The organism is uncultured Methylibium sp. (assembly GCF_902826655.1).
Lineage (GTDB): Bacteria > Pseudomonadota > Gammaproteobacteria > Burkholderiales > Burkholderiaceae_C > Methylibium.
Map to the genome: position 1 here is coordinate 25620 of NZ_CADEFR010000003.1, position 20208 is coordinate 45827.

Below are 20208 nucleotides of genomic sequence, written 5' to 3' on the forward strand. Positions count from 1 at the left end.
GATGGACAAGATCGATCGCCCGGCGCTCGATGTCGCGGTGGTCATCGAGCGCGAGGCCCGGCCCAACCGCTGGGAGGACTGGCGCTTCCGCATCGCCGAGGTGCTGCCGCAGGAGCCGGCCTTCGGCAGCGAGCCGCGCCTGCTGCGCGACGACGGCAGGCGCTCGCAGTGGCTGCATCCGGGCCTGAGGCTCGAGCTGTTCCGCGACGAGGCCGAGGGCTACTACCTCAACCTGAGTTCCGGCCAGCCGGTGTGGTTCGTCATGTGGCGCATCGCCGACGACGACCCCTCGCGCGCCTGGCCCGAGATCGTCAGCGTCTCCTACAACGAGGCCGGCCGCTGGCTCGATGCGCAGGAGCGCGTCGACAACCTGCCGCTGCCGGCGGACGTCGCCGAGTGGCTGCAGGCCTGGACCGACGAGCACTACAAGCCCGAGCCCAAGCAGCGCAAGCGGCCCGCGTCCTTCCTGCCGCCGGAGCAGCGCAAGTGAGCGACGAGGACAGCGGCTTCCTGTCGCGCTGGTCGCGGCGCAAGCGTGGACTGGAGCCGGCCCCTGTTGTCGTGCCGCCGTCCGTTCGCCCTGAGCTCGTCGAAGGGCCAGCTTCCGAAGTCGCAGGGCTTCGACAGGCTCAGCCCGAACGGGAACTTGCGGTGCCGGGGCAGCCAGCGGCCGAGCCGACGCCCACCCTCGACGACGTCGCCGCGCTCGCCCCCGGCGACGAGGTCTCGCGCTTCGTGGCGCGCGGGGTCGACGAGACCGTCAAGCGCGCCGCGGTGAAGAAGCTCTTCACCGATCCGCACTTCAACATCATGGACGGGCTGGACATCTACATCGACGACTACGGCAAGCCCGATCCGATCCCGATGGCCATGCTGCGGCAGATGAACCAGTCCAAGGCCCTCGGGCTGTTCGCTGCCGAGGAGGCCGCCGAAGAAGCGGCCGCCGCCGCGGCCCGCACCGACGCGGCCGATCCCGCCATTGCAAGCCCACCCCCTGCCGAGGACGCAGGCGCCGCCGGTGAACCCGCCGCCGCCGTGCAGAACGACGCCAACCAGGCCTCCGATGAAGACCCTGATCTGCAACTGCAACCAGACGATCCCGCTGGACCCGGCAGCGCTGAAGAGCGCGCTCGGCCCGACGGCGTCTGACGGCCTCGAGACCGTCCACACGCTGCTGTGCCGGCGCGAGGCGGCGGCGTTCCAGCGCGCCGCCAAGTCCGGCGAGGACCTGCTGATCGCCTGCACGCAGGAGCAGCGCCTCTTCCTCGAGCTGAACGCCGAGACCGAAGGCGCGCCGGGCGTGCAGGAGCGGCCGATCCGCTTCGTCAACATCCGCGAGACCGCCGGCTGGTCGCGCGAGGCGAAGTCGCAGGCTGCGTCGGTGCAGCCGAAGATCGCGGCGCTGATCGCGGCCGCGCAGCGCGCGGATCCGGAGCCGGTCGCCACCGTGACCTACCGCTCGGCCGGCCGTTGTCTGGTGATCGGCAGCGCCGATGCGGCCGGGCGCGCCGCGCGGCTGCTGCAGGACAAGCTCGACGTGTCGCTGCTGCTGACCGGCCCGGGCGGCAGCCTGCCGCAGCAGCGCGAGCTGCCGGTCGCCGCCGGCCGCGTGACGGCGCTGACGGGCTGGCTCGGCGCCTTCGACGTGAGCTGGGAGTCGGCCAACCCGATCGACCTGGACCTGTGCACGCGCTGCAACGCCTGCGTCGAGGCCTGCCCGGAAGGCGCGATCGACCTCAGCTACCAGGTCGACCTGTCGCGCTGCAAGAGCCACCGCGACTGCGTGCGCGTCTGCGAGGCCGCCGGCGCCATCGACTTCCAGCGCGCGCCGCTGGCGGCCAGCGAGCGCTACGACCTGGTGCTGGACCTGAGCCCGCAGCCGCTGATCGCGCTGCACCAGCCGCCCCAGGGCTACTTCCACGCGCCCGACGAGGCGGCGCTGGTCGACGCCGCCCTGAAGCTGCGCGAGCTGGTCGGCGAGTTCGAGAAGCCGAAGTTCTTCCACTACAAGCACAAGCTCTGCGCCCACAGCCGCAACGAGCGCGAGGGTTGCACCGCCTGCATCGACGTCTGCTCGGCGCAGGCCATCACCAGCCGCCGCACCGAGGACGGACCCGAGAAGGGCGGCATCGCCGTCAACCCCAACCTCTGCGTCGGCTGCGGCGCCTGCACGACCGTCTGCCCGAGCGGCGCGCTGGGTTACGCCACGCCGACGCCGGCCTACCAGGGCCAGCGGCTGCGCAGCCTGGTCACGACCTACCGCAAGGCCGGCGGCCAGGACGCGGTGCTGCTGCTGCACAGCCAGCAGGCGGGGGCGCAGCTGGTCGACGCGCTGGGACGCGCCGCGCGCGTCGGCGACAAGCCGGTGCCCGGCCTGGCCCGGCCCTCGGGCAGCGCGCTGCGCGGCCTGCCGGCGCGCGTGATCCCGGTCGACCTGTGGCACACGGCCTCGGTCGGCCTGGACCTGTGGCTCGCGGCAATCGCCCATGGTGCCTCGCAGGTCTGGGTGCTGATGACCGACGAGGAGGCGCCCGACTACCGCGCCGCGGTCAGCGCGCAGATGGCGGTGGGGCAGGCCATCCTCAACGGCCTGGGCTACCGCGGCCAGCACTTGCGGCTGGTCGAGGCGCACGACGCGCTGGCGCTCGACGCGGCGCTGCAGGCCGCGCCCGCACAGACGGTCGAGCGGCCGGCAGGCTTCGCGGTGCAGGCCGACAAGCGCGCGACGCTGGAGCTGGCGATCGATCACCTGCTGGCACAGGCACCGCGCCAGACGGAGTCGATCGCGCTGCCGGCGCTGGCCAATCCGAAGCGCGGCTCGGCCTCGCCCTTCGGCAGCTTGGGCGTCGACACCGACAAGTGCACGATGTGCCTGAGCTGCGTCGGCGCCTGCCCCGAGAGCGCGCTGGGCGACAACCCCGAGCGCCCGCAGCTGAAGTTCACCGAGAAGAACTGCGTGCAGTGCGGCCTGTGCGTCGTCACCTGCCCCGAGGGCGCGCTGGCGCTGGAGCCGCGCCTGTGGCTGGCCGACGGCGGCAAGGCGCGCAAGCAGGCGCGCGTGCTGCACGAGGTGCCGCCCTGGGCCTGCGTGAAGTGCGGCAAGCCCTTCGGCACGCAGAAGGCGATCGAGGGCATGCTGACCAAGCTGGCCGGGCATTCGATGTTCCAGGGCGCGGCGCTGGAGCGCCTGAAGATGTGCGGCGACTGCCGCGTCATCGATCTGCACACGAACCCGAACGAAGTCAGGATCACGGATCTATGAAGCCGCAGCCCATCGCCTTCAGCAGCACCGACGACCGCGAGGAGCTGGCGCGCGCCGAGGTCTACGGCGTGCTGGCCCACCTCTTCGTCGGGCCGCCCGCCGCCGAGCTGTACGAGCAGCTGAAGCTCGCGCCGACCGAGGCGCCGGCCGCCGGCGGCTTTCTGGAAGGCCCGTGGGGCGAGGTGGTCGCGGCGGCGCAGCGACTGTCGCGCGACGAGGTGGCGGCCGAGTACGACAGCCTGTTCCAGGCCATCGGCAAGCCCGAGGTCTTTCTCTACGGCTCCTACCACCTCGCCGGTGCGATCAACGACAAGCCGCTGGTCGAGCTGCGCGACGACCTGAAGCGCCTGGGCCTGGAGCGCGCCGACGGCGTGCTGGAGACCGAGGACCACCTCGCCAGCCTGTGCGAGGTGATGCGCTTCCTGATCGCCGGCGACGACGTCGAGATCTGCAACCTGGAGCAGCAGCGCCGCTTCTTCCGCATCCACCTGCAGACCTGGGTCGACACGCTGGCCGGCGAGATCGAGGCCCATCCGCGCGCCGACTTCTACCGCGCCGCAGCAGGTTTCCTGCGCGCCTTCGCCGAGGTCGAGGCGCAGGGATTCGATTTGATCGAGTAGGCCTTTGTCGGTTTCCGGTTCCGAGGGTGCCGAGGGCGACGGGCGACCGGCTCCGTTCATGTCCCCCGACGCTTGCTGAACGCTCGCGTCTCCTCCTTTACTTCACTGCGCCGGTCACCCATCGCCCTCGGCTGTTCACCCTGAGAGGTGTTCGGGCTACGAGTTGCCATGGCGTCACCGGCAGCGCCCCAGTCCGTTCCGCTGTTTGCGCCTCGGATGGCAAGTTCAGCCCACGACGGCCTCGGTCTTTGGCTCGCTCCGCAGCCTGATCGTGAACACGGCGCCGCTCGTGCCGTCGTTGCGGTTGCGTGCGGTCAGTTCGCCGCCGTAGCGCTCGACCAGGCTGCGGCTGATCCACAGGCCCAGGCCGGTGCCGTCGGTCTTGGTGGTGACGAAGGGCTGGAACAGGCGCTCCTCGACGTCGGGGCCGAGGCCCGGGCCGGTGTCCTGGACCTCGATCACGGCGCCGACCGGGTGGCCGGCGCCGTCCAGCCAGTCGAAGCTGCGCAGCGTCAGCGTGCCGCTGGCCGGCATCACGTGCACCGCGTTGATCAGCAGGTTCAGCAGCACCTGCTGCAGTTCCTGGCGGTTGATGCCCGCCGGCGCGCGCGCGGCGAACTCGCGCTTCATCTCGATGTGCGTGCGCGCCAGCTGCGGGCCGACCAGCAGCAGGCTGTCGTCGAGCGCGCGCGAGACGTCGACGCTGTCGACGTAGCCGGCGTACTCGCTCGGCCGCGCGAACTGCAGCAGCTGGGTGACGATGAGCCGCATGCGCTCGATCTGCTCGTCGACCAGCTTCAGTTCGGCGTGCACGGTCTTCGCGGTGTCGGGGCCCAGCAGCTCGCGCACCAGGTCGAGGTTGCCCTGGATCACCGCGATCGGGTTGTTGACCTCGTGCGCGATGCTGGCCGTCAGCTGGCCCACCGTCGCCAGCTTCTCCGAGCGCAGCAGCTGGCTCTGGGCCTGCTCGAGCGCGCGCGTGCGCTCGGCGACCTTGGCGTCGAGCTCGGCGTTCCAGCGCTGCAGCGCGCGCGTCTTGTCGTCGATGACGTCGAGCAGGTGGTCCAGGTGGCCGGCCAGTCGGCCGATCTCGTCGGGGTTGCCGACGGTGCCGACGCGCGCGTCGAGCGCGCCGTCCTCGACGCGCTGCATCGTGCGCGTCATCTGCTCCAGCGGCTTGAAGATGCTGCGGGCCCAGCGCAGCGACAGCACGGCCGTCGCGATCATCACGACGAAGAAGACGACACCGATGCCTGCGAGCGTGCCGAACTTGAGCCAGGTGAAGGGACGCTCGAGGTAGCCCACGTAGAGCATGCCGATGCGCTGACCGCCGCCGTCGGCCAGCGGCTGGTAGCCCGAGACGTACCAGTCGTTCACGACGAAGGCGCGGTCCAGCCACAGCTTGCCGGCGCCGAGCACGGTGTCGCGCACCGTCTGCGACACGCGCGTGCCGATCGCGCGGTCCTTGGGGTCGCTGCCGAACAGCCGCACGTTGGTGCTGATGCGCACGTCGTCGAGGAACAGCGTCGCCGTGCCCTGGCTGCCGAAGGGCAGCGCGCCCTCGGGGTAGACGATCTCGTTGATGTGGTCGATGAAGGGCAGGTTGCGGTTGAGCAGCATGCCGGCCTGCACGTGACCCAGCAGTGCGCCGGTCGCGTCGCGCACCGGTGCCACCGCCAGCACCACCATCGCGCGATCCTCCTGGGTGCGTTCGGTCGGTGCGGCGTTGCGCGTCGGCACCAGCGGCACCGCGACACGGCTCTGCAGGGCCGGCGCGACACGCGCCAGCTCGTCGGGCGACAGCACCTCGAGGCTGGTGCGGCGGCGGCCCGACTCCAGCGCGCGGAAGGCCGGCGAGCGCCGGTCGGTGCCGCTGGCCGGGCCGGAGTCGGTCAGCAGCAGGCGGCCGTCGGGCGCGCGCAGGTTGAGGAAGTCCAGGCCCTCGCGCTCCTTCAGCGTGCGCAGCAGTTCGACCAGCTCGCCCTGGCCGGGCGGTGCGGACCGGCCCTGCGGTTCGCGCGCGACGGCGCCGTCGAGCGCGAGATGCAGCGCGTGCGAGTCGGCCACCGCGGTCGCGCTGCTGCCGACCTCGCCGAGCACGCGCTCGAAGTAGCCCTGCGCCACCGCCAGGTCGCTGCGCACCTTGGTGATCAGCAACTGGTCGAAGGCCAGGTTGCCCCAGGCCAGCAGGATCAGCCCGAGCAGGGGGAACACGATGCCCAGCGGCAGCAGCGCCAGCACCAGCAGCTTGCTGCGGATCGGCAGCCGCTGGAAGCGCTCGTAAAACGTCATGTCAGGCGACGAGCCACTCGGCGCAACGCCGCTCCAGCGTGCGGCGCGAGATGCCCAGCAGCTCGGCCGCGCGGGTCTTGTCGCCCTGCACCGACTCCAGCACCGCCAGGATGTGCTGCTTCTCCAGCGTGTGCAGGTCGGTCGGGCCGCCCGCGGCGCGGGGTGCCGCGGCGCCAGGGTAGAGCGCCGACACGTTGAGCGCGCCCAGGATCATCGAGCGCTCGACCAGGTTGCGCAGCTCGCGCACGTTGCCCGGCCAGTCGTACTGCTGCAGGTAGGCCATCTCGGGTGCGCTGACGGCGATCGGCTCGACGCCGAGCTGCGGTGCGAGCGTGGCGATGAAGTGCGCGACCAGCTCGGGGATGTCGTCCTTGTGCTCGCGCAGCGGCGGCAGGCCGATCTCGACGACCTGCAGCCGGTAGTAGAGGTCCTTGCGGAAGCGGCCCGCGGCCACCTCCTCGGCGAGGCGCCGGTTGGTCGCGGCGACGATGCGCACGTCGACCGGGATCTGCTGCTCGCTGCCGACCGGGCGGATGCGATGGTCCTCGAGCACGCGCAGCAGCGCGGCCTGCTGGGCCAGCGGCAGCTCGGCGATCTCGTCGAGGAACAGCGTGCCGCCCTGGGCGTAGTAGAAGAGGCCGTCGCGGCCGTGCGCGGCACCCGGGAAGGCCCCCTGGGCGTGGCCGAACAGCTCGCTCTCGATGCGCTCGGGCGCGAGGCTCGCGCAGTTGACCGGCACGAAGGGCGCCGCCGCGCGCGGGCTGTGGCGGTGCAGCGCGACGGCGGCCAGCTCCTTGCCGGTGCCCGACTCGCCCGACAGCAGCACGGTGCTGGCCACCGGGGCGGCCAGCTGCAGCGCGCGCTGCAGGTCGCGCATCGTCGCCGAGCCGCCGACCAGGCCGTAGAAGCCCTCGCCGCGCTGCGAGATCATGTGCTTGAGGACCCAGTTCTCGCGCTTGAGCAGCGTGCGGTCCAGGCCGTGCTTCACCGCGTTGAGGATCTGCGTCACGCGGAACGGCTTCAATATGAGATCGGAAGCGCCGGCACGCAGCGCCTCGATCGCGGTGTCGAGGTCGGCATAGGCGGTGATCAGCACGACCTCGCCGCTGTAGCCCTGCGCACGCAGCTCGCGCAACCAGGCCAGGCCGCTCTTGCCGGGCAGCGTGATGTCCAGGATCACCAGGTCGAAGCGGTGGCGGCGCACCAGCGCGTCGGCTTCCTCGGCGCTGGCGGCGCTCTGCACGTCGCCGCAGCGCGGCGCGAGGGTCTTCTCCAGGAAGTTGCGCATGCCCAGCTCGTCGTCGACCAGCAGCACCGACGCACGGGGCCAGTCGTCGAGGGCGGATCGGTCCGAAGGCAGGGCGGCGCTGGCAGGCATGGAGCGGGTTCCGGAAGGCGGCCGCTACTGTGGCACATCGCTCGCTCGCGGCCGCGACCCCCGGACTTTCCCGGATCGCTGCGGCAGCGTCGCGCGACAGCTTGTCGCGGCGGCCTCGTCAGGCTGTCGGTCGCAGAGGGCCGCGGCGACAAGCTGGCGCAGGCCGGCGCAGCGTCGCGGCCGCGCGACTCGGCGTGCCGTCCGCAGCGTCGAGACGGCACACGAAAGCGCACTCTGCACGCTAAGATATGAATGACCATGCCGAACACAGTGGCTGGTCGCGTCAATCGATATGCCAAGGCCAGCGGCGAGTCCTCGCCGCAACCCAGGAGTCCGCGATGAACGATCCGCAATCCAAGCTCTCCCGCCGCCGTGTGTTCGCCGGCGCCGGCACGCTCGGGGCGCTGGCAGCTGCCGCTGCCGTGCTGCCCGTCGCGAAGGAGCAGGCCGCGCCCGCCGGCGCCGGGAAGGCCGAGGCCGACCAGCCCGCCGGCTACCGCCTGACGGCTCACGTTCAGCGCTACTACCAAACCACCAAGATCTGAGTGCCCGGAGGCTCTATGTTGCTCACGCGCAAGTCGCCTGAAGCGGGCCTCGGCTCGCCTGTCTCTTCCCTCGTGTCCAGCCTGTCGCGCGGTGTCGCCCGGGCGATCCCGACGATGGACCGTCGCGCCTTCCTGCGCCGCTCGGGCCTCGGCGTCGGCGCCGGTCTCGCGGCCGGCCAGCTGACCCTGGTCCGCAAGGCCGAGGCCGCCAATCCCGCCAAGGCGGCCGAAGGCGGCAAGGTCGAGGTCAAGCGCACGGTCTGCGGCCACTGCTCGGTCGGCTGCGCGGTCGACGCGGTCGTGCACAACGGCGTGTGGGTGCGCCAGGAGCCGGTGTTCGACTCGCCGATCAACCTGGGCGCGCACTGCGCCAAGGGTGCGGCGCTGCGCGAGCACGGCCGCGGCGAATACCGCCTCAAGTACCCGATGAAGCTGGTGAACGGCAAGTACGAGCGCATCAGCTGGGACACGGCCCTGAACGAGATCAGCGCCCGGATGCTCGAGCTGCGCAAGCAAAGCGGCCCGGACTCGGTCTTCATCGTCGGCTCGTCCAAGCACAACAACGAGCAGGCGTACCTGATGCGCAAGTGGCTCACGCTCTGGGGCAGCAACAACTGCGACCACCAGGCGCGCATCTGCCACAGCACCACGGTCGCGGGCGTCGCGAACACCTGGGGCTACGGCGCGATGACGAACTCGTACAACGACATGCAGAACTCGAAGGCTGCGTTGTACATCGGCTCGAACGCGGCCGAGGCCCACCCGGTGTCGATGCTGCACATGCTGCATGCCAAGGAAACCGGCTGCAAGATGATCGTGGTCGACCCGCGCTTCACGCGCACGGCCGCCAAGGCCGACGAGCACATCCGCATCCGCTCGGGCTCGGACATTCCCTTCCTGTTCGGTGTGCTGCACCACATCTTCAAGAACGGCTGGGAAGACAAGAAGTACGTCAACGATCGCGTCTACGGCATGGACAAGGTCCGCGACGACGTGATGGCCAACTGGACGCCCGACAAGGTGCAGGAGGCCTGCGGCGTCGACGAGGCGACCGTCGCGCGTGTCGCCGAGACCATGGCCAAGAACCGCCCGAGCACCATCGTCTGGTGCATGGGCCAGACCCAGCACACGATCGGCAACGCGATGGTGCGGGCGTCCTGCATCCTGCAGCTGGCGCTGGGCAACATCGGCGTGTCGGGCGGCGGTGCCAACATCTTCCGCGGCCACGACAACGTGCAGGGCGCCACCGACGTCGGCCCCAACCCCGACTCGCTGCCCGGCTACTACGGTGTGGCCGAAGGCTCGTTCAAGCACTTCGCCAATGTCTGGGGCGTCGACTTCGAGTGGATGAAGAAGCAGTACGCGCCGGGCATGATGACCAAGCCCGGCATGACGGTCTCGCGCTGGGTCGACGGCGTGCTCGAGAAGAACGAGCTGATCGACCAGGACAGCAACCTGCGCGGCCTGTTCTTCTGGGGCCATGCGCCCAACTCGCAGACCCGCGGTCTGGAGATGAAGAAGGCGATGGACAAGCTCGACCTGCTGGTCGTCGTCGATCCCTTCCCGTCGGCCACCGCGGCGATGGCCGCGATGCCGGGCAAGCCCGAGGACCAGAACCCCAACCGCGCGGTCTACCTGCTGCCGGCGACGACGCAGTTCGAGACCAGCGGCTCGTGCACCGCGTCCAACCGCTCGATCCAGTGGCGCGAGAAGGTCATCGAGCCGCTCTGGGAGAGCCGCACCGACCACATGATCATGTACCAGCTGGCCGCCAAGCTGGGCTTCGAGAAGGAACTGACCAAGAACTACAAGATGCAGAAGGTCGCCGGCATGGACGAGCCGGTGCCCGAGGACATCCTGCGCGAGATCAACAAGAGCGTCTGGACCATCGGCTACACGGGCCAGAGCCCCGAGCGCCTGAAGGCCCACATGCGCAACATGAACGTCTTCGACGTGAAGACGCTCAAGGCCAAGGGCGGCATCGACAAGGAAACCGGCTACAGCCTCGACGGCGACTACTTCGGCCTGCCGTGGCCGTGCTACGGCACGCCCGAGATGAAGCACCCGGGCTCGCCGAACCTGTACGACACGTCCAAGCACGTGATGGACGGCGGCGGTAACTTCCGCGCGAACTTCGGCGTCGACAAGGACGGCGTCAACCTGCTGGCCGAGGACGGGTCCTACTCCAAGGGCGCCGACATCACGACCGGCTACCCCGAGTTCGACCACGTGCTGCTGAAGAAGCTGGGCTGGTGGGACGACCTGACCGACGACGAGAAGAAGAAGGCCGAAGGCAAGAACTGGAAGACCGATCCCTCGGGCGGCATCATCCGCGTGGCCATGAAGGTCCACGGCTGCCATCCCTTCGGCAATGCCAAGGCGCGCGCGGTGGTCTGGAACTTCCCGGATCCGATCCCCAAGCACCGCGAGCCGCTGTACTCGACGCGCGCGGACCTGGTCGCCAAGTACCCGACGCACGACGACAAGAAGGCCTTCTGGCGTCTGCCGACGCTGTTCAAGACGGTGCAGGACGCCAACAAGGACGTCGGCAAGAAGTTCCCGCTGATCATGAGCTCGGGCCGCCTGGTCGAGTACGAGGGCGGCGGCGAGGAAACGCGCTCCAACCCCTACCTCGCCGAACTGCAGCAGGAGATGTTCGTCGAGATCAACCCGGCGACCGCCAACGACCGCGGCGTGCGCAACGGCGAGGACGTGTGGGTGACGACGCCGACCGGTGCGCGCATCAAGGTCAAGGCGCTGGTCACCGAGCGGGTCGACCGCGAGACGGTGTGGATGCCCTTCCACTTCTCGGGCCGCTGGCAGGGCGTGGATCTCGCGCCCTACTACCCGGACGGTGCCAAGCCGGTGATCCGTGGCGAAGCCGTGAACACCGCCACCACCTACGGCTACGACAGCGTGACGATGATGCAAGAGACCAAGACCACGGTCTGCCAGGTCGAACGAGCCGCCTAAGGAGACGCAACCATGGCCCGAATGAAGTTCATCTGCGATGCCGAGCGCTGCATCGAATGCAACGGCTGCGTCACCGCCTGCAAGGCCGAGCACGAGGTGCCCTGGGGCGTGAACCGCCGCCGGGTCGTCACGCTGGCCGACGGCGTGCCCGGCGAGCGCAGCATCTCGGTCGCCTGCATGCACTGCAGCGACGCCCCCTGCATGGCGGTCTGCCCGGTCGACTGCTTCTACCGCACCGACGAGGGCGTGGTGCTGCACGACAAGGACATCTGCATCGGCTGCGGCTACTGCAGCTACGCCTGCCCCTTCGGCGCGCCGCAGTTCCCGACCAACGGCAGCTTCGGCCTGCGCGGCAAGATGGACAAGTGCACCTTCTGCGCCGGCGGCCCCGAGGCCAACGGCTCGGAGGCCGAGTTCCACAAGTACGGCAGCAACCGCCTCGCGGAAGGCAAGCTCCCGGCCTGCGCCGAGATGTGCTCGACCAAGGCGCTGCTGGGCGGCGACGGCGATGTGGTGGCCGACATCTTCCGCACGCGCGTCCTGCAGCGCGGCAAGGGCTCCGAGGTCTGGGGCTGGGGCACGGCCTACGGCAAGCCCGGCGCGCAGCCGGCCAAGCCCGAGGTGACCAAGTCATGAAGCGCGCAAGCTACGCACTCCTGATCGCCGCCGGGGCGCTGCTGGCGGCCTGCGGCGACAAGCCGCAGGAAGGCGCCGCCGCGCCGAAGAAGGCCGACGCCAAGGCCTGGGACGGCGGCGCGACCGCGGCCTACACGACCCCGGGCTGGAAGCCGGGCGACCGGGCCAGCTGGGAGCAGCAGCTCAAGGCACGCAACCAGCAGCAGAACGAGTACACGCGCTCGCGCTGAACATCGCCGGCACCGGATCGCAACGTCCAGCGGGAAAGCCCATGACCCATCCCTCGATCCTCCGCGGCCTGGCCGCGCTCGTGCTGGCGACGCTGACCGGCCTGGCGGCCGCGCAGGCCGCGCCGGCCGCCAGCGCGCCGGCCGTCACGGCGGCCACCGAAGGGCCCGCCGCCGCGGCCGACGAGACCAACGCCGAGCGCGCCAAGTCCCAGCCCTACAACAACGCGCCGTTCTGGCGCGCGGTGCGCGAGTCCGGCAAGGACGCCGGCTATACCAGCCTGCCCGGCATCGAGAAGGGCGTGCTGATCCAGGAGTTCGTGCAGTACCCGGGTTCCAAGTTCACGACCGCCGGCGAGGCCTGGCGCGAGGTGCGCAACCGCTGGATCCTTCCCTACGGCGGGGCGCTGCTGCTGATCGTCTTGCTGGCGATCGCGCTGTTCTACAAGGCCAAGGGCTCGATCGGGCTGCACAGCCCGGAGACCGGCCGCAAGATCGAGCGCTTCACCTACTTCGAGCGTGCGGCGCACTGGACCAACGCGGTGACCTTCGTGGCGCTGGCGGTGTCCGGCGTCGTGATGGCCTTCGGCAAGTTCTTCCTGCTGCCGGTGCTCGGCGGCACGCTGTTCGGCTGGATCACCTATGCGCTGAAGAACCTGCACAACTTCGCCGGCCCGGTGTTCGCGGTGTCGCTGGTGGTGGTGTTCATCACCTTCGTGCGCGACAACTTCCCGAGCAAGGTCGACATGGTCTGGCTGCAGAAGGGCGGCGGGCTCTTCAACGGCGCGCACGTGCCCTCGCACCGCTTCAACGCCGGCGAGAAGCTGATCTTCTGGGCGGGCGTGTTCTTCCTCGGCGCCATCGTGGTCGGCTCCGGGCTGGTGCTCGACAAGCTGATTCCGGGCATGGCCTACACGCGCGGCGACATGCAGATCGCCAACATGATCCACGGCGTCTCGACGATCCTGATGATGGCGATGTTCCTCGGCCACATCTACCTGGGCACGCTGGGCATGAAGGGCGCCTACGGCGCGATGACCACCGGCTACGTCGACGAGGCCTGGGCCCGGGAACACCACGAGCTGTGGCACGACGACATCCGCGCCGGCAAGATCCCGGCACAGCGGTCGGCGTCGGGCACGTCCAACCGGCCTGCGCAGGCCTGATGTCGAAGGGAATCGAGATGAGCAAGCCGTTCCAGCTGACCGGACTCCTGTTGGCTGCCTGCCTGGCCGCACCGCTGGCGGTGCAGGCCAAGCTGCCGGCGCCCAGCCCCGAGGCCAAGGCCAAGGCCGACGAGGCCCGGGCCAAGACGGCGCACGGCGACAAGGTTGCGGGCTACAAGCTGTGCCTGTCGATGGACAAGACCGCCGCGCACTACTTCAAGAGCTCGGGCAAGGACGCCAAGTCGGCGACCGCGACGCCGCCCTGCGCCGACCCCGGTGCCTTCGTTCCGGTGGCCGCTGCGCCCACGCCCCCGCTCGAGGCGGCCGGCGCGCATTCGCCGCCCAAGACCGCCGCCGCGCCGCCGAGCGGCAAAGCCACCGCCGCCGAGCAGCAGGGCGCGGCCAAGAAATAATCGGGGCATCGCCACCGTCCGACGGGCCGCCGCGTGCGGCCCGTTGTTCTTCTTCGTTGCCGTCTTCCATGTCCCGCCCGCTGCCCCACCTGACCGCCGCCCGCGCGCCGCTGACGCGCGAGGTCGAGGTGCAGGACGAGCACGGCGCGCGCAGCGCGATCCGCATCCCCGCCGAGCGCCCGCTCACCGTCTTTGTCGACCGGCGCGAGCTGGTGACGCTGATGACCCTGGGCGCCGAGCCCGAACTGCTGGTGCTGGGTTACCTGCGCAACCAGCGCCTGGTCGGGTCGGTGCACGACATCGAGTCGATCACCGTCGACTGGGAGGTCGGCGCCGCTGCGGTCAAGACGCGCCGCGGCATCGAGGACTTCGACCGCAAGACCGCGAAGCGCGTGGTGACGACCGGCTGCGGCCAGGGCACGGTGTTCGGCGGCCTGATGGACGAACTGGACTCGGTCGACCTGCCGCCGCCGGCCCGGGCCCGCATCAGCCAGCGCGGCCTCTACGCATTGCTCGATGCGGTGCGCCGCCAGGAGAGCACCTACAAGTCGGCCGGCTCGGTGCACGGCTGCGCGATCTTCACGCTGGCCGGCGACGATGCGCGGCTCGAGCTCTTTGTCGAGGACGTCGGCCGCCACAACGCCATCGACACCCTGGCCGGCTGGATGTGGCTGCGGGGCATGGACGGGGCCGACAAGGCCTTCTACACGACCGGCCGGCTGACCAGCGAGATGGTCATCAAGTCGGCGCAGATGGGCGTGCCCATCGTCGTCTCGCGCTCCGGCATCACGCAGATGGGGCACGAGCTGGCGACCCGGCTCGGTCTGGCCCTGTTCGGCCGCGCGACGAACCGGCACTTCCTCTGCTACAGCGGCTTCGATCGCTTCGATGCCGAGCCGGAGCCGCCGCGCGCGGCTCCCCGTGGCCCCTAGGGCACGAAGGGCGTGAAGAGCGGCGGCAGCCGGACCTCGATGCCGTCGCGCGCGCCGCGCTCCTGCAGGTCGGCCATCGTCGTCGCGAAGTCATCCAGCAGCAGCGGCATCGCCTGCAGCGGCGCATCCAGCGGCAGCCAGAAGTCGTCCCAGTGCACGGCGATCACGCGCCGGGCACCGACGGCGCGGACGGTCTCGGTCCAGTAGGCGTCGCGGTAGTCCTCGGTCTTGCGGCCCAGCGTGCCGACGCCCAGGAAGACCGTGTCGACACGGCGGCCCGCCAGCGCGCCCGGCACGAACCCCGCGCTGCCCTGCACCAGGAAGCGCCGGCCCCAGGCGTGCTCGACGAGCAGGCTCCACACATCGCCCTCGCGCCAGGCACTGGCGCGAGCGGGCGGCGTCAGCGGTGCGTCGAGCGTCTCGGGCGTCACGCCGTCGCTCCAGGGCGTCGGGCTGTGGCGCGATGCCAGGAAGCGCAGCTTGAAGCGGCCGAGCTCGATCGTGTCGCCGGCCCGGACCTCGCGCATCTGCGCCTCGGCCAGCCCCAGCCCGCGGCCGACGTTGAGCGTCGAGGCGCCGCCGACCAGCAGGGCGCCGCTGCGCTGCGCGACCAGTGGCGCATCCATCGCGTGGTCGTAATGCGAATGCAGCGGCACGACGGCGGCCAGCCTGGTGACGCCCAGTCGCTGCAGGCCGCGTTCGACCGCGGCCGGGTCCGGGGCGATGCGCGTCAGCAGCGTCGCCGCCTTGCCGGGGCGCGAGAAGAAGCCGTCGGTGATCCACGCCGTCTCGCCGTCGTCGAACAGCAGCGTCGAGACGCCGGCGAAGCGCACGCGCAGCGGGGCGTCCTTGGCGGCAGCGGGCAGCACCAGGTTGCGATAAGGCTCCAGCGGCGGACGCCGGAGGGTCTGCAGCAGCACGAAGCCCGTGCCGGCCATCGCCAGCGCCAGCAGCGCCAGGCCGGCGCTCCGCAGCAGCGGGTAAGGCATCAGGTGGCCGGTCGGGCCAGGTCGCGCAGGTGGGTCGGGCCGACGCGCCGTTCGATCTCGGCCAGCAGCGGCTTGCCCCAGCCCAGCGCGAACAGCCATTCGCCGACCACGAACATCGGCCCGACCAGCAGGCCGATCAGGTCGTCGACGAAGGCCGGCTTGCGGCCCTCGTAGTAGTGGCCGATGAACTGGATCACCCAGCCGACGGCGAAGCTGCCGATCGCGATCGCCAGCCAGACGCCGGTGCTCTCGGCCGCTGCGCGGTGGCCGACGGCCACCAGCAGGCCGACGACGACGGTCGTCGCGAGGCCCAGGCCGAGGTTGCCGCGCGTCAGGTACCAGGCGGCGGCGGCGAGGAAGAGCAGACCGCCCGGCGTGAAGGCGATGCCGCCGAGGTTGAACGCCGGCCGCGCCAGCAGCGCGCCGACCCCGAGCACGATCATCGGCACGCCGATGAAGTGCGTGGCGATGTTGCGGCGATCGCGGTGGTAGGCGGCGTACTGCACCATCAGTTCGGTGGCCTGGCGCATGGGCGTCTCCGGTCGGGGAAGGCTTCGATCCTAGCCAGCCGGCCGCCGCTCGCCAACCGGGCGGGCCCGGGGCGCTGCCTACAATCCAGGCACTCCCAGGGAACCGAGATGAGCATCAAGAGCGACAAGTGGATCCGCCGCATGGCCGAGCAGCACGGCATGATCGAGCCCTTCGAGCCCGGCCAGGTGCGCCATGCGGCCGACGGCCACAAGATCGTGAGCTACGGCACCAGCAGCTACGGCTACGACATCCGCTGCGCGCCGGAATTCAAGGTCTTCACCAACATCTACAGCACCGTGGTGGACCCGAAGAACTTCGACGAGCGCAGCTTCGTCGACATCGAGGCCGACGTCTGCATCATCCCGCCCAACAGCTTTGCGCTGGCGCGCACGATGGAGTACTTCCGCATCCCGCGCAACGTGCTGACCATCTGCCTGGGCAAGAGCACCTACGCGCGCTGCGGGATCATCGTCAACGTCACGCCCTTCGAGCCCGAGTGGGAGGGCTACGTGACGCTCGAGTTCAGCAACACCACGCCGCTGCCGGCCAAGATCTACGCCGGCGAGGGCTGCGCCCAGGTGCTGTTCTTCGAGAGCGACGAGGTCTGCGAGACCAGCTACAAGGACCGCGGCGGCAAGTACCAGGGGCAACGCGGGGTCACCTTGCCCAAGACCTGAGCGCCCGGCAGCGCGTGTAGGAAGGCGACTGACACGCCGCGTCGGCATCCGCGCAGCAAGCGCGCAACTGCCGGTGCTTGGCCGGCGTATTCGGGCCATGAGGGCAGCGCCCGGCCGGCAGACTGGCGGCATCGAAATGCGGGCTCCAGCAGCCCGCAGGAGCCGACCATGAAGCGCCACCCCCATCTGATCGACGAGCGTCCGACCATGCCGGTCGAGCTGCTGACCGAGTTCTGCGACGCCGACTTCGGCGACGGCGACTCGCTGCTGCCCGAGGAGACCGAACTCGGCGCCGGCCAGTCGCCGTTGAACGTCGACCTGTGGACGCTGGCGCGCTTCAAGGACCTGATGGCCGGCGAAGGCTGGCCGGTGCACGCGGCGCGGATGATCTTCGACCGCGTCTACGCCCACGAGCGCCTGGCCTTCGCGCACAGCAGCGCCAACGAGCCGCTGCGCCGCCTGGCGCTCGACCTGTTCCGCCGCATGCACGCCGAAGACGGCCTGTCCGCGCACTGATCGGTCTGCGGCGCTGCGTCGCCGCGCGAACCGGGCCCGGCCGCGCCGGGCTACCATCCGCCGCATCCAGGCCTTGCGGGAGCGCGGCATGAAGTGGGAAGGCGAGGAACGCAGCGACAACGTCGAAGACCGTCGCGGCATGGGCGGACGGGGCGGCCTGCCGATCGGCGGCCGCGGCATCGGGCTCGGGACCATCGCGATCGCGCTGGTGGCGGGCTGGATCTTCGGCATCAACCCGCTCACCGTGCTGGGCCTGCTGGGCGGAGGCGGCGCGCCGACCGCGCAGGTGGCGCCCGGACCGGCGCCCGCGCCACCCGCCAACGACGCGCAGGCGCAGTTCGTCTCGGTCGTGCTGCGCAGTACCGAGCAGGCCTGGGACGAGGTCTTCCGCAGCGGCCAGGCCAGCTACCAGCGGCCCAAACTCGTGCTGTTCCGCGGCGCCACGCCGACGGCCTGCGGCACCGGGCAGAGCGCGATGGGGCCGTTCTACTGCCCCGGCGACCAGCAGGTCTACATCGATCTCGAGTTCTTCGACACGCTGAAGGCGCGGCTCGGTGCGCCCGGCGATTTCGCGCAGGCCTACGTGGTCGCGCACGAGGTCGGCCACCACGTTCAGCAGCTGCTCGGCATCAGCGAGAAGGTCGAGCAGGCGCGCCGGCGAGCCAGCGAGGTCGAGGCCAACGCCCTGAGCGTGCGCCTGGAGCTGCAGGCGGACTGCTTCGCGGGGATCTGGGCGAACCGCTCGCAGCAGGCCCGTCAGTGGCTGGAGCAGGGCGACATCGAGGAAGGGCTGAACGCCGCCTCGAAGATCGGCGACGACAACCTGCAGCGCCAGAGCCAGGGCCGCATCGTGCCCGAGAGCTTCACGCACGGCAGCAGCGCGCAGCGCGTGAGCTGGTTCAAGCGTGGCCTGCAGAGCGGCCGGATGGCCGACTGCAACACCTTCGAGGCCCGCGCGCTCTAGCGCGGGTGCTCAGAGCGCGCGTCGCACGCGCGGATTGAAGTTCAGCTGGCCGCTCAGTGCGGCCGGCGCCGTGCCCAGCTGGGCGCGCAACGGCGCCTGGTCGAGGAACTGCTCCGGGTGCCAGAGCTGCACGTCGACCAGACCCGCGGGCAGGTTGTCCAGCGTCAGCTGTCCCTGGGCGTCGGTCTTGCCGAACCAGGGCGTGTCGGTCACGTAGATGTAGCCGCGCATGCGCGAGTGCAGGTGGCACGACAGCGCGTGGCGGCCCAGGTCGGTGAGCTTCACGCCGAAGGGCTTGGTCGGGTCGGGCGGCAGCCGCGTCTCGAAGCTCTTGGCCGGGGCCGTGCCGATCTGCGGCGCGGTGGCGACCACGTGGTGGTCGAAGGCGTCGCGGTTGGTGAAGAGGATGGTCGTGCCGGGCGCCACGATGCTCAGGTAGGGGTTGAAGCGCATCTTCTCCTGGTCGACCACCACCACCGGCGGCGGCACCGGGCGGTTCAACGGCGGCGCCGGATAGCGCAGCATCACCGCGGTGTCGGGCACCGGCGTCCCGTCCTTGTCGGTGACCGTGACCGACAGGCTCGCGGCCTGGGCCGTGCCGGCGATGCAGGCCAGCGCCGCGAGCAGAGTGCGCACCGCGTTCATGCCGGCCTCAGCGCTTGTTGACGACGTCGCGGTGCATCGGCGCGAGCTGCGCCAGCATGCGGTTCTGCGCCGTGAACGGGATGCCCTGCGCGTCCATCGACTGCTGCAGCAGCTCGACCAGCGCGTTGAAGTCCGCCTTGCGGACCTCCATGTCGGCGTGCGCGTCCTTCATGTTCGCGCCCTCGTACTTGCAGGGACCGCCGGAGACGACGCACAGCTGGGACGCCAGCTGCTTCTGCAGCTCCGCCGCCTTGGTCTCCTTGAAGAACTCGCCGATGCGCGGGTCGGCCTTCAAGCGCGGCACGAAGTCGGCCATCAGCCTGTCGAGGCCGGGCTTGCCGCCGAAGGCCTGGTACAGCGAGTCGTCGGGCAGCGGGCGCACCGAGCTGCCGGTGACGGCGGTCTGCGCCTGGGCGCCGAGGGCGGCGAGGCACAGCGCGAGCGTGGAAATCAGCGTCTTCATCTTCGGTTCTCCGGAATCGATGCGGTGCTCAGAACGCGAGCTGGGCGGACAGGTAGGCGCCCTTCTGGCGCTTGGACACGACGGCCGGCACGATCTTGCCGAGGTCGACGTAGGCCAGGGTCAGCGACAGGTGCTTGCTCGGCGCCCAGGCGACGAACACGTCCTTCCAGTCGTCTTCCTTCAGGCCGTCGCCCAGGATCGAGGGGTTGAGGTTGTCGGGCTTGGCGCGGTACTCGGCGCCGATCGCGAGGTCCTTGCGCAGCAGCCAGGCGAGCGAGATCTCGGGCTGCAGCTTGACGCTGTCGCTGGCCGTGCCGCCGAAGCCGAGCAGGCCGTTCTGGTTGGCCTTGGTCGCGCGCAGCGTCAGGTTGACCAGCACGCCCTGCGCGAGGAAGAGCTTGGTCGCGCTGACGTAGACGTCGGTGCCGCTGTCCTTGGCGCCCAGCGCGGTGAGCGTCGGCGCCAGGCCGGCGGCGTCGAGGTCCTTGTAGAGCGCGCCGATGGCGATCTGCGGCATCAGCGTGTCGCTGTCGAGCACGGCGTCGCCGGCCACGCGCAGCTTGGCGCCGAAGATGTTCTGCCTGAGGTGCAGGCCGGGCAGGCCGAGGGCCGGGCCGGTCGGGCCGGTGTCGAAGTCCTGGCGCGCGATCGACAGCTCGATGCGGTCGCCGTAGCTGGCCGCGACGCCGTAGCCGGTGAGCGCGTAGTCGGAGGTCTTGACGCGGGTCGCGTAGGCGCTGGCGCCGAACTGGCCTTCGGTCGCATAGCCGCCGGTCACGGCCCAGGGCGTGAGACCGCCGCCGGCCGCGCCGTCGATGCTGCTGACGCCGCTGGTCAGCAGCAGCTTGCCCGAACGGTTGGCGCCCTGGGCGAGCGCGCTCTGGGCGCCGGTGGCCAGGACCAGTGCAGCCAGGGCCAGGGTGCCTGTCTGGATGCGCGATGAGCGTCGGGGCATGCGGTTTCCTCGTGAGAAGTGGGT

Annotated in this window: 21 protein-coding genes; 14 read left to right on the top strand and 7 right to left on the bottom strand. The window is 70.5% G+C overall.

Annotated features, from left to right (window positions below; translation table 11 throughout):
• Position 1: 1 nt before the first annotated feature.
• Genes QZV97_RS02275 through QZV97_RS02290 form a run of 4 tightly spaced genes read left to right on the top strand, consistent with a single transcriptional unit; the run spans position 2 to position 3882 of the window.
• Positions 2–490, top strand: coding sequence for a DUF3305 domain-containing protein (locus QZV97_RS02275; protein ID WP_295637751.1), 489 nt, complete (start codon positions 2–4; stop codon positions 488–490).
• The gene (locus tag QZV97_RS02280; RefSeq protein ID WP_295637754.1) at positions 487–1149 is read left to right on the top strand and encodes a DUF3306 domain-containing protein; all 663 of its coding nucleotides are present in this window, start codon (positions 487–489) and stop codon (positions 1147–1149) included. Before QZV97_RS02275 ends, QZV97_RS02280 begins: the two co-directional genes overlap by 4 nt.
• Complete coding sequence (locus QZV97_RS02285) at positions 1064–3262, top strand: 4Fe-4S dicluster domain-containing protein (protein ID WP_295637757.1); 2199 nt, start codon at positions 1064–1066, stop codon at positions 3260–3262. Before QZV97_RS02280 ends, QZV97_RS02285 begins: the two co-directional genes overlap by 86 nt.
• Positions 3259–3882, top strand: a complete 624-nt coding sequence (locus tag QZV97_RS02290; RefSeq protein ID WP_295637760.1) for a molecular chaperone TorD family protein — start codon at positions 3259–3261, stop codon at positions 3880–3882. Before QZV97_RS02285 ends, QZV97_RS02290 begins: the two co-directional genes overlap by 4 nt.
• 225 nt (positions 3883–4107) lie before the next feature.
• On the opposite strand, the gene QZV97_RS02295 is transcribed toward QZV97_RS02290, so the two are convergent.
• Together QZV97_RS02295 and QZV97_RS02300 are read right to left on the bottom strand one after the other, a co-directional pair.
• Positions 4108–6174 (bottom strand): cache domain-containing protein, encoded by a 2067-nt coding sequence (locus QZV97_RS02295; RefSeq protein ID WP_295637763.1) that lies wholly within the window; start codon positions 6172–6174, stop codon positions 4108–4110.
• A gap of 1 nt (position 6175) precedes the next feature.
• Positions 6176–7552 carry a sigma-54 dependent transcriptional regulator gene (locus QZV97_RS02300; RefSeq protein ID WP_295637766.1) on the bottom strand — a complete coding sequence of 459 codons (1377 nt, stop codon included), beginning with the start codon at positions 7550–7552 and terminating at the stop codon, positions 6176–6178.
• Between the two features lie 338 nt (positions 7553–7890).
• Between QZV97_RS02300 and QZV97_RS02305 the strand changes: the two genes are divergently transcribed.
• The 7 genes from QZV97_RS02305 (at position 7891) to QZV97_RS02335 (ending at position 14444) form a co-directional block, all read left to right on the top strand.
• A complete protein-coding gene (locus tag QZV97_RS02305) occupies positions 7891–8097 on the top strand; it encodes a formate dehydrogenase (protein WP_295637771.1) in 207 nt (68 codons plus the stop codon).
• A 15-nt stretch (positions 8098–8112) separates the two neighbouring features.
• The gene (locus QZV97_RS02310; protein WP_295637774.1) at positions 8113–11070 is read left to right on the top strand and encodes a formate dehydrogenase subunit alpha; all 2958 of its coding nucleotides are present in this window, start codon (positions 8113–8115) and stop codon (positions 11068–11070) included.
• 12 nt (positions 11071–11082) lie between these two features.
• Complete coding sequence (gene fdh3B, locus QZV97_RS02315) at positions 11083–11706, top strand: formate dehydrogenase FDH3 subunit beta (RefSeq protein WP_295637777.1); 624 nt, start codon at positions 11083–11085, stop codon at positions 11704–11706.
• A complete protein-coding gene (locus QZV97_RS02320; RefSeq protein ID WP_295637780.1) occupies positions 11703–11936 on the top strand; it encodes a hypothetical protein in 234 nt (77 codons plus the stop codon). The genes fdh3B and QZV97_RS02320 overlap by 4 nt, the downstream gene beginning before the upstream one ends.
• 56 nt (positions 11937–11992) lie before the next feature.
• Positions 11993–13099 (top strand): formate dehydrogenase subunit gamma, encoded by a 1107-nt coding sequence (locus QZV97_RS02325; RefSeq protein WP_295638168.1) that lies wholly within the window; start codon positions 11993–11995, stop codon positions 13097–13099.
• A gap of 17 nt (positions 13100–13116) precedes the next feature.
• Positions 13117–13512 carry a hypothetical protein gene (locus tag QZV97_RS02330; protein WP_295637782.1) on the top strand — a complete coding sequence of 132 codons (396 nt, stop codon included), beginning with the start codon at positions 13117–13119 and terminating at the stop codon, positions 13510–13512.
• A 68-nt stretch (positions 13513–13580) separates the two neighbouring features.
• On the top strand, positions 13581–14444 hold the full coding sequence (locus QZV97_RS02335; protein ID WP_295637785.1) for a formate dehydrogenase accessory sulfurtransferase FdhD: 864 nt from the start codon (positions 13581–13583) through the stop codon (positions 14442–14444).
• On the opposite strand, the gene QZV97_RS02340 is transcribed toward QZV97_RS02335, so the two are convergent.
• Both QZV97_RS02340 and QZV97_RS02345 read right to left on the bottom strand, forming a co-directional pair.
• Positions 14441–15433 carry an MBL fold metallo-hydrolase gene (locus QZV97_RS02340; RefSeq protein WP_295637788.1) on the bottom strand — a complete coding sequence of 331 codons (993 nt, stop codon included), beginning with the start codon at positions 15431–15433 and terminating at the stop codon, positions 14441–14443. The genes QZV97_RS02335 and QZV97_RS02340 overlap by 4 nt on opposite strands.
• On the bottom strand, positions 15433–15963 hold the full coding sequence (locus tag QZV97_RS02345) for an Mpo1-like protein (RefSeq protein WP_295637792.1): 531 nt from the start codon (positions 15961–15963) through the stop codon (positions 15433–15435). The genes QZV97_RS02340 and QZV97_RS02345 overlap by 1 nt, the downstream gene beginning before the upstream one ends.
• Positions 15964–16071: 108 nt before the next feature.
• On the opposite strand from QZV97_RS02345, the gene dcd reads away from it, so the two are divergent.
• The 3 genes from dcd to QZV97_RS02360 all read left to right on the top strand — a co-directional run bounded on the left by dcd (position 16072) and on the right by QZV97_RS02360 (position 18121).
• Positions 16072–16641 carry a dCTP deaminase gene (dcd, locus tag QZV97_RS02350; RefSeq protein ID WP_295637795.1) on the top strand — a complete coding sequence of 190 codons (570 nt, stop codon included), beginning with the start codon at positions 16072–16074 and terminating at the stop codon, positions 16639–16641.
• A gap of 168 nt (positions 16642–16809) precedes the next feature.
• Positions 16810–17157 (top strand): hypothetical protein, encoded by a 348-nt coding sequence (locus QZV97_RS02355; RefSeq protein WP_295637798.1) that lies wholly within the window; start codon positions 16810–16812, stop codon positions 17155–17157.
• An 88-nt stretch (positions 17158–17245) separates the two neighbouring features.
• The gene (locus QZV97_RS02360) at positions 17246–18121 is read left to right on the top strand and encodes a neutral zinc metallopeptidase (protein WP_295637802.1); all 876 of its coding nucleotides are present in this window, start codon (positions 17246–17248) and stop codon (positions 18119–18121) included.
• Positions 18122–18130: 9 nt separating this feature from the next.
• Here QZV97_RS02360 and QZV97_RS02365 read toward each other — a convergent pair whose 3' ends face one another.
• The 3 genes from QZV97_RS02365 to QZV97_RS02375 are packed head-to-tail and all read right to left on the bottom strand — an operon-like array spanning position 18131 to position 20184.
• Positions 18131–18766: a plastocyanin gene (locus QZV97_RS02365; RefSeq protein WP_295637805.1), complete on the bottom strand. Its 636-nt coding sequence runs from the start codon at positions 18764–18766 to the stop codon at positions 18131–18133.
• A gap of 7 nt (positions 18767–18773) precedes the next feature.
• Positions 18774–19229 carry a group 1 truncated hemoglobin gene (locus QZV97_RS02370; RefSeq protein ID WP_295637808.1) on the bottom strand — a complete coding sequence of 152 codons (456 nt, stop codon included), beginning with the start codon at positions 19227–19229 and terminating at the stop codon, positions 18774–18776.
• Positions 19230–19257: 28 nt separating this feature from the next.
• The gene (locus QZV97_RS02375) at positions 19258–20184 is read right to left on the bottom strand and encodes a DUF3034 family protein (RefSeq protein ID WP_295637812.1); all 927 of its coding nucleotides are present in this window, start codon (positions 20182–20184) and stop codon (positions 19258–19260) included.
• Positions 20185–20208: the final 24 nt, after the last annotated feature.

Coding starts and splice junctions, on each gene's coding strand:
- QZV97_RS02275 (WP_295637751.1), top strand. CDS start 2: ATGGACAAGATCGATCGCCCGGCGCTCGATGTCGCGGTGGTCATCGAG.
- QZV97_RS02285 (WP_295637757.1), top strand. CDS start 1,064: ATGAAGACCCTGATCTGCAACTGCAACCAGACGATCCCGCTGGACCCG.
- QZV97_RS02290 (WP_295637760.1), top strand. CDS start 3,259: ATGAAGCCGCAGCCCATCGCCTTCAGCAGCACCGACGACCGCGAGGAG.
- QZV97_RS02295 (WP_295637763.1), bottom strand. CDS start 6,174: ATGACGTTTTACGAGCGCTTCCAGCGGCTGCCGATCCGCAGCAAGCTG.
- QZV97_RS02300 (WP_295637766.1), bottom strand. CDS start 7,552: ATGCCTGCCAGCGCCGCCCTGCCTTCGGACCGATCCGCCCTCGACGAC.
- QZV97_RS02305 (WP_295637771.1), top strand. CDS start 7,891: ATGAACGATCCGCAATCCAAGCTCTCCCGCCGCCGTGTGTTCGCCGGC.
- QZV97_RS02310 (WP_295637774.1), top strand. CDS start 8,113: ATGTTGCTCACGCGCAAGTCGCCTGAAGCGGGCCTCGGCTCGCCTGTC.
- fdh3B (WP_295637777.1), top strand. CDS start 11,083: ATGGCCCGAATGAAGTTCATCTGCGATGCCGAGCGCTGCATCGAATGC.
- QZV97_RS02320 (WP_295637780.1), top strand. CDS start 11,703: ATGAAGCGCGCAAGCTACGCACTCCTGATCGCCGCCGGGGCGCTGCTG.
- QZV97_RS02330 (WP_295637782.1), top strand. CDS start 13,117: ATGAGCAAGCCGTTCCAGCTGACCGGACTCCTGTTGGCTGCCTGCCTG.
- QZV97_RS02335 (WP_295637785.1), top strand. CDS start 13,581: ATGTCCCGCCCGCTGCCCCACCTGACCGCCGCCCGCGCGCCGCTGACG.
- QZV97_RS02340 (WP_295637788.1), bottom strand. CDS start 15,433: ATGCCTTACCCGCTGCTGCGGAGCGCCGGCCTGGCGCTGCTGGCGCTG.
- QZV97_RS02345 (WP_295637792.1), bottom strand. CDS start 15,963: ATGCGCCAGGCCACCGAACTGATGGTGCAGTACGCCGCCTACCACCGC.
- dcd (WP_295637795.1), top strand. CDS start 16,072: ATGAGCATCAAGAGCGACAAGTGGATCCGCCGCATGGCCGAGCAGCAC.
- QZV97_RS02355 (WP_295637798.1), top strand. CDS start 16,810: ATGAAGCGCCACCCCCATCTGATCGACGAGCGTCCGACCATGCCGGTC.
- QZV97_RS02360 (WP_295637802.1), top strand. CDS start 17,246: ATGAAGTGGGAAGGCGAGGAACGCAGCGACAACGTCGAAGACCGTCGC.
- QZV97_RS02365 (WP_295637805.1), bottom strand. CDS start 18,766: ATGAACGCGGTGCGCACTCTGCTCGCGGCGCTGGCCTGCATCGCCGGC.
- QZV97_RS02370 (WP_295637808.1), bottom strand. CDS start 19,229: ATGAAGACGCTGATTTCCACGCTCGCGCTGTGCCTCGCCGCCCTCGGC.
- QZV97_RS02375 (WP_295637812.1), bottom strand. CDS start 20,184: ATGCCCCGACGCTCATCGCGCATCCAGACAGGCACCCTGGCCCTGGCT.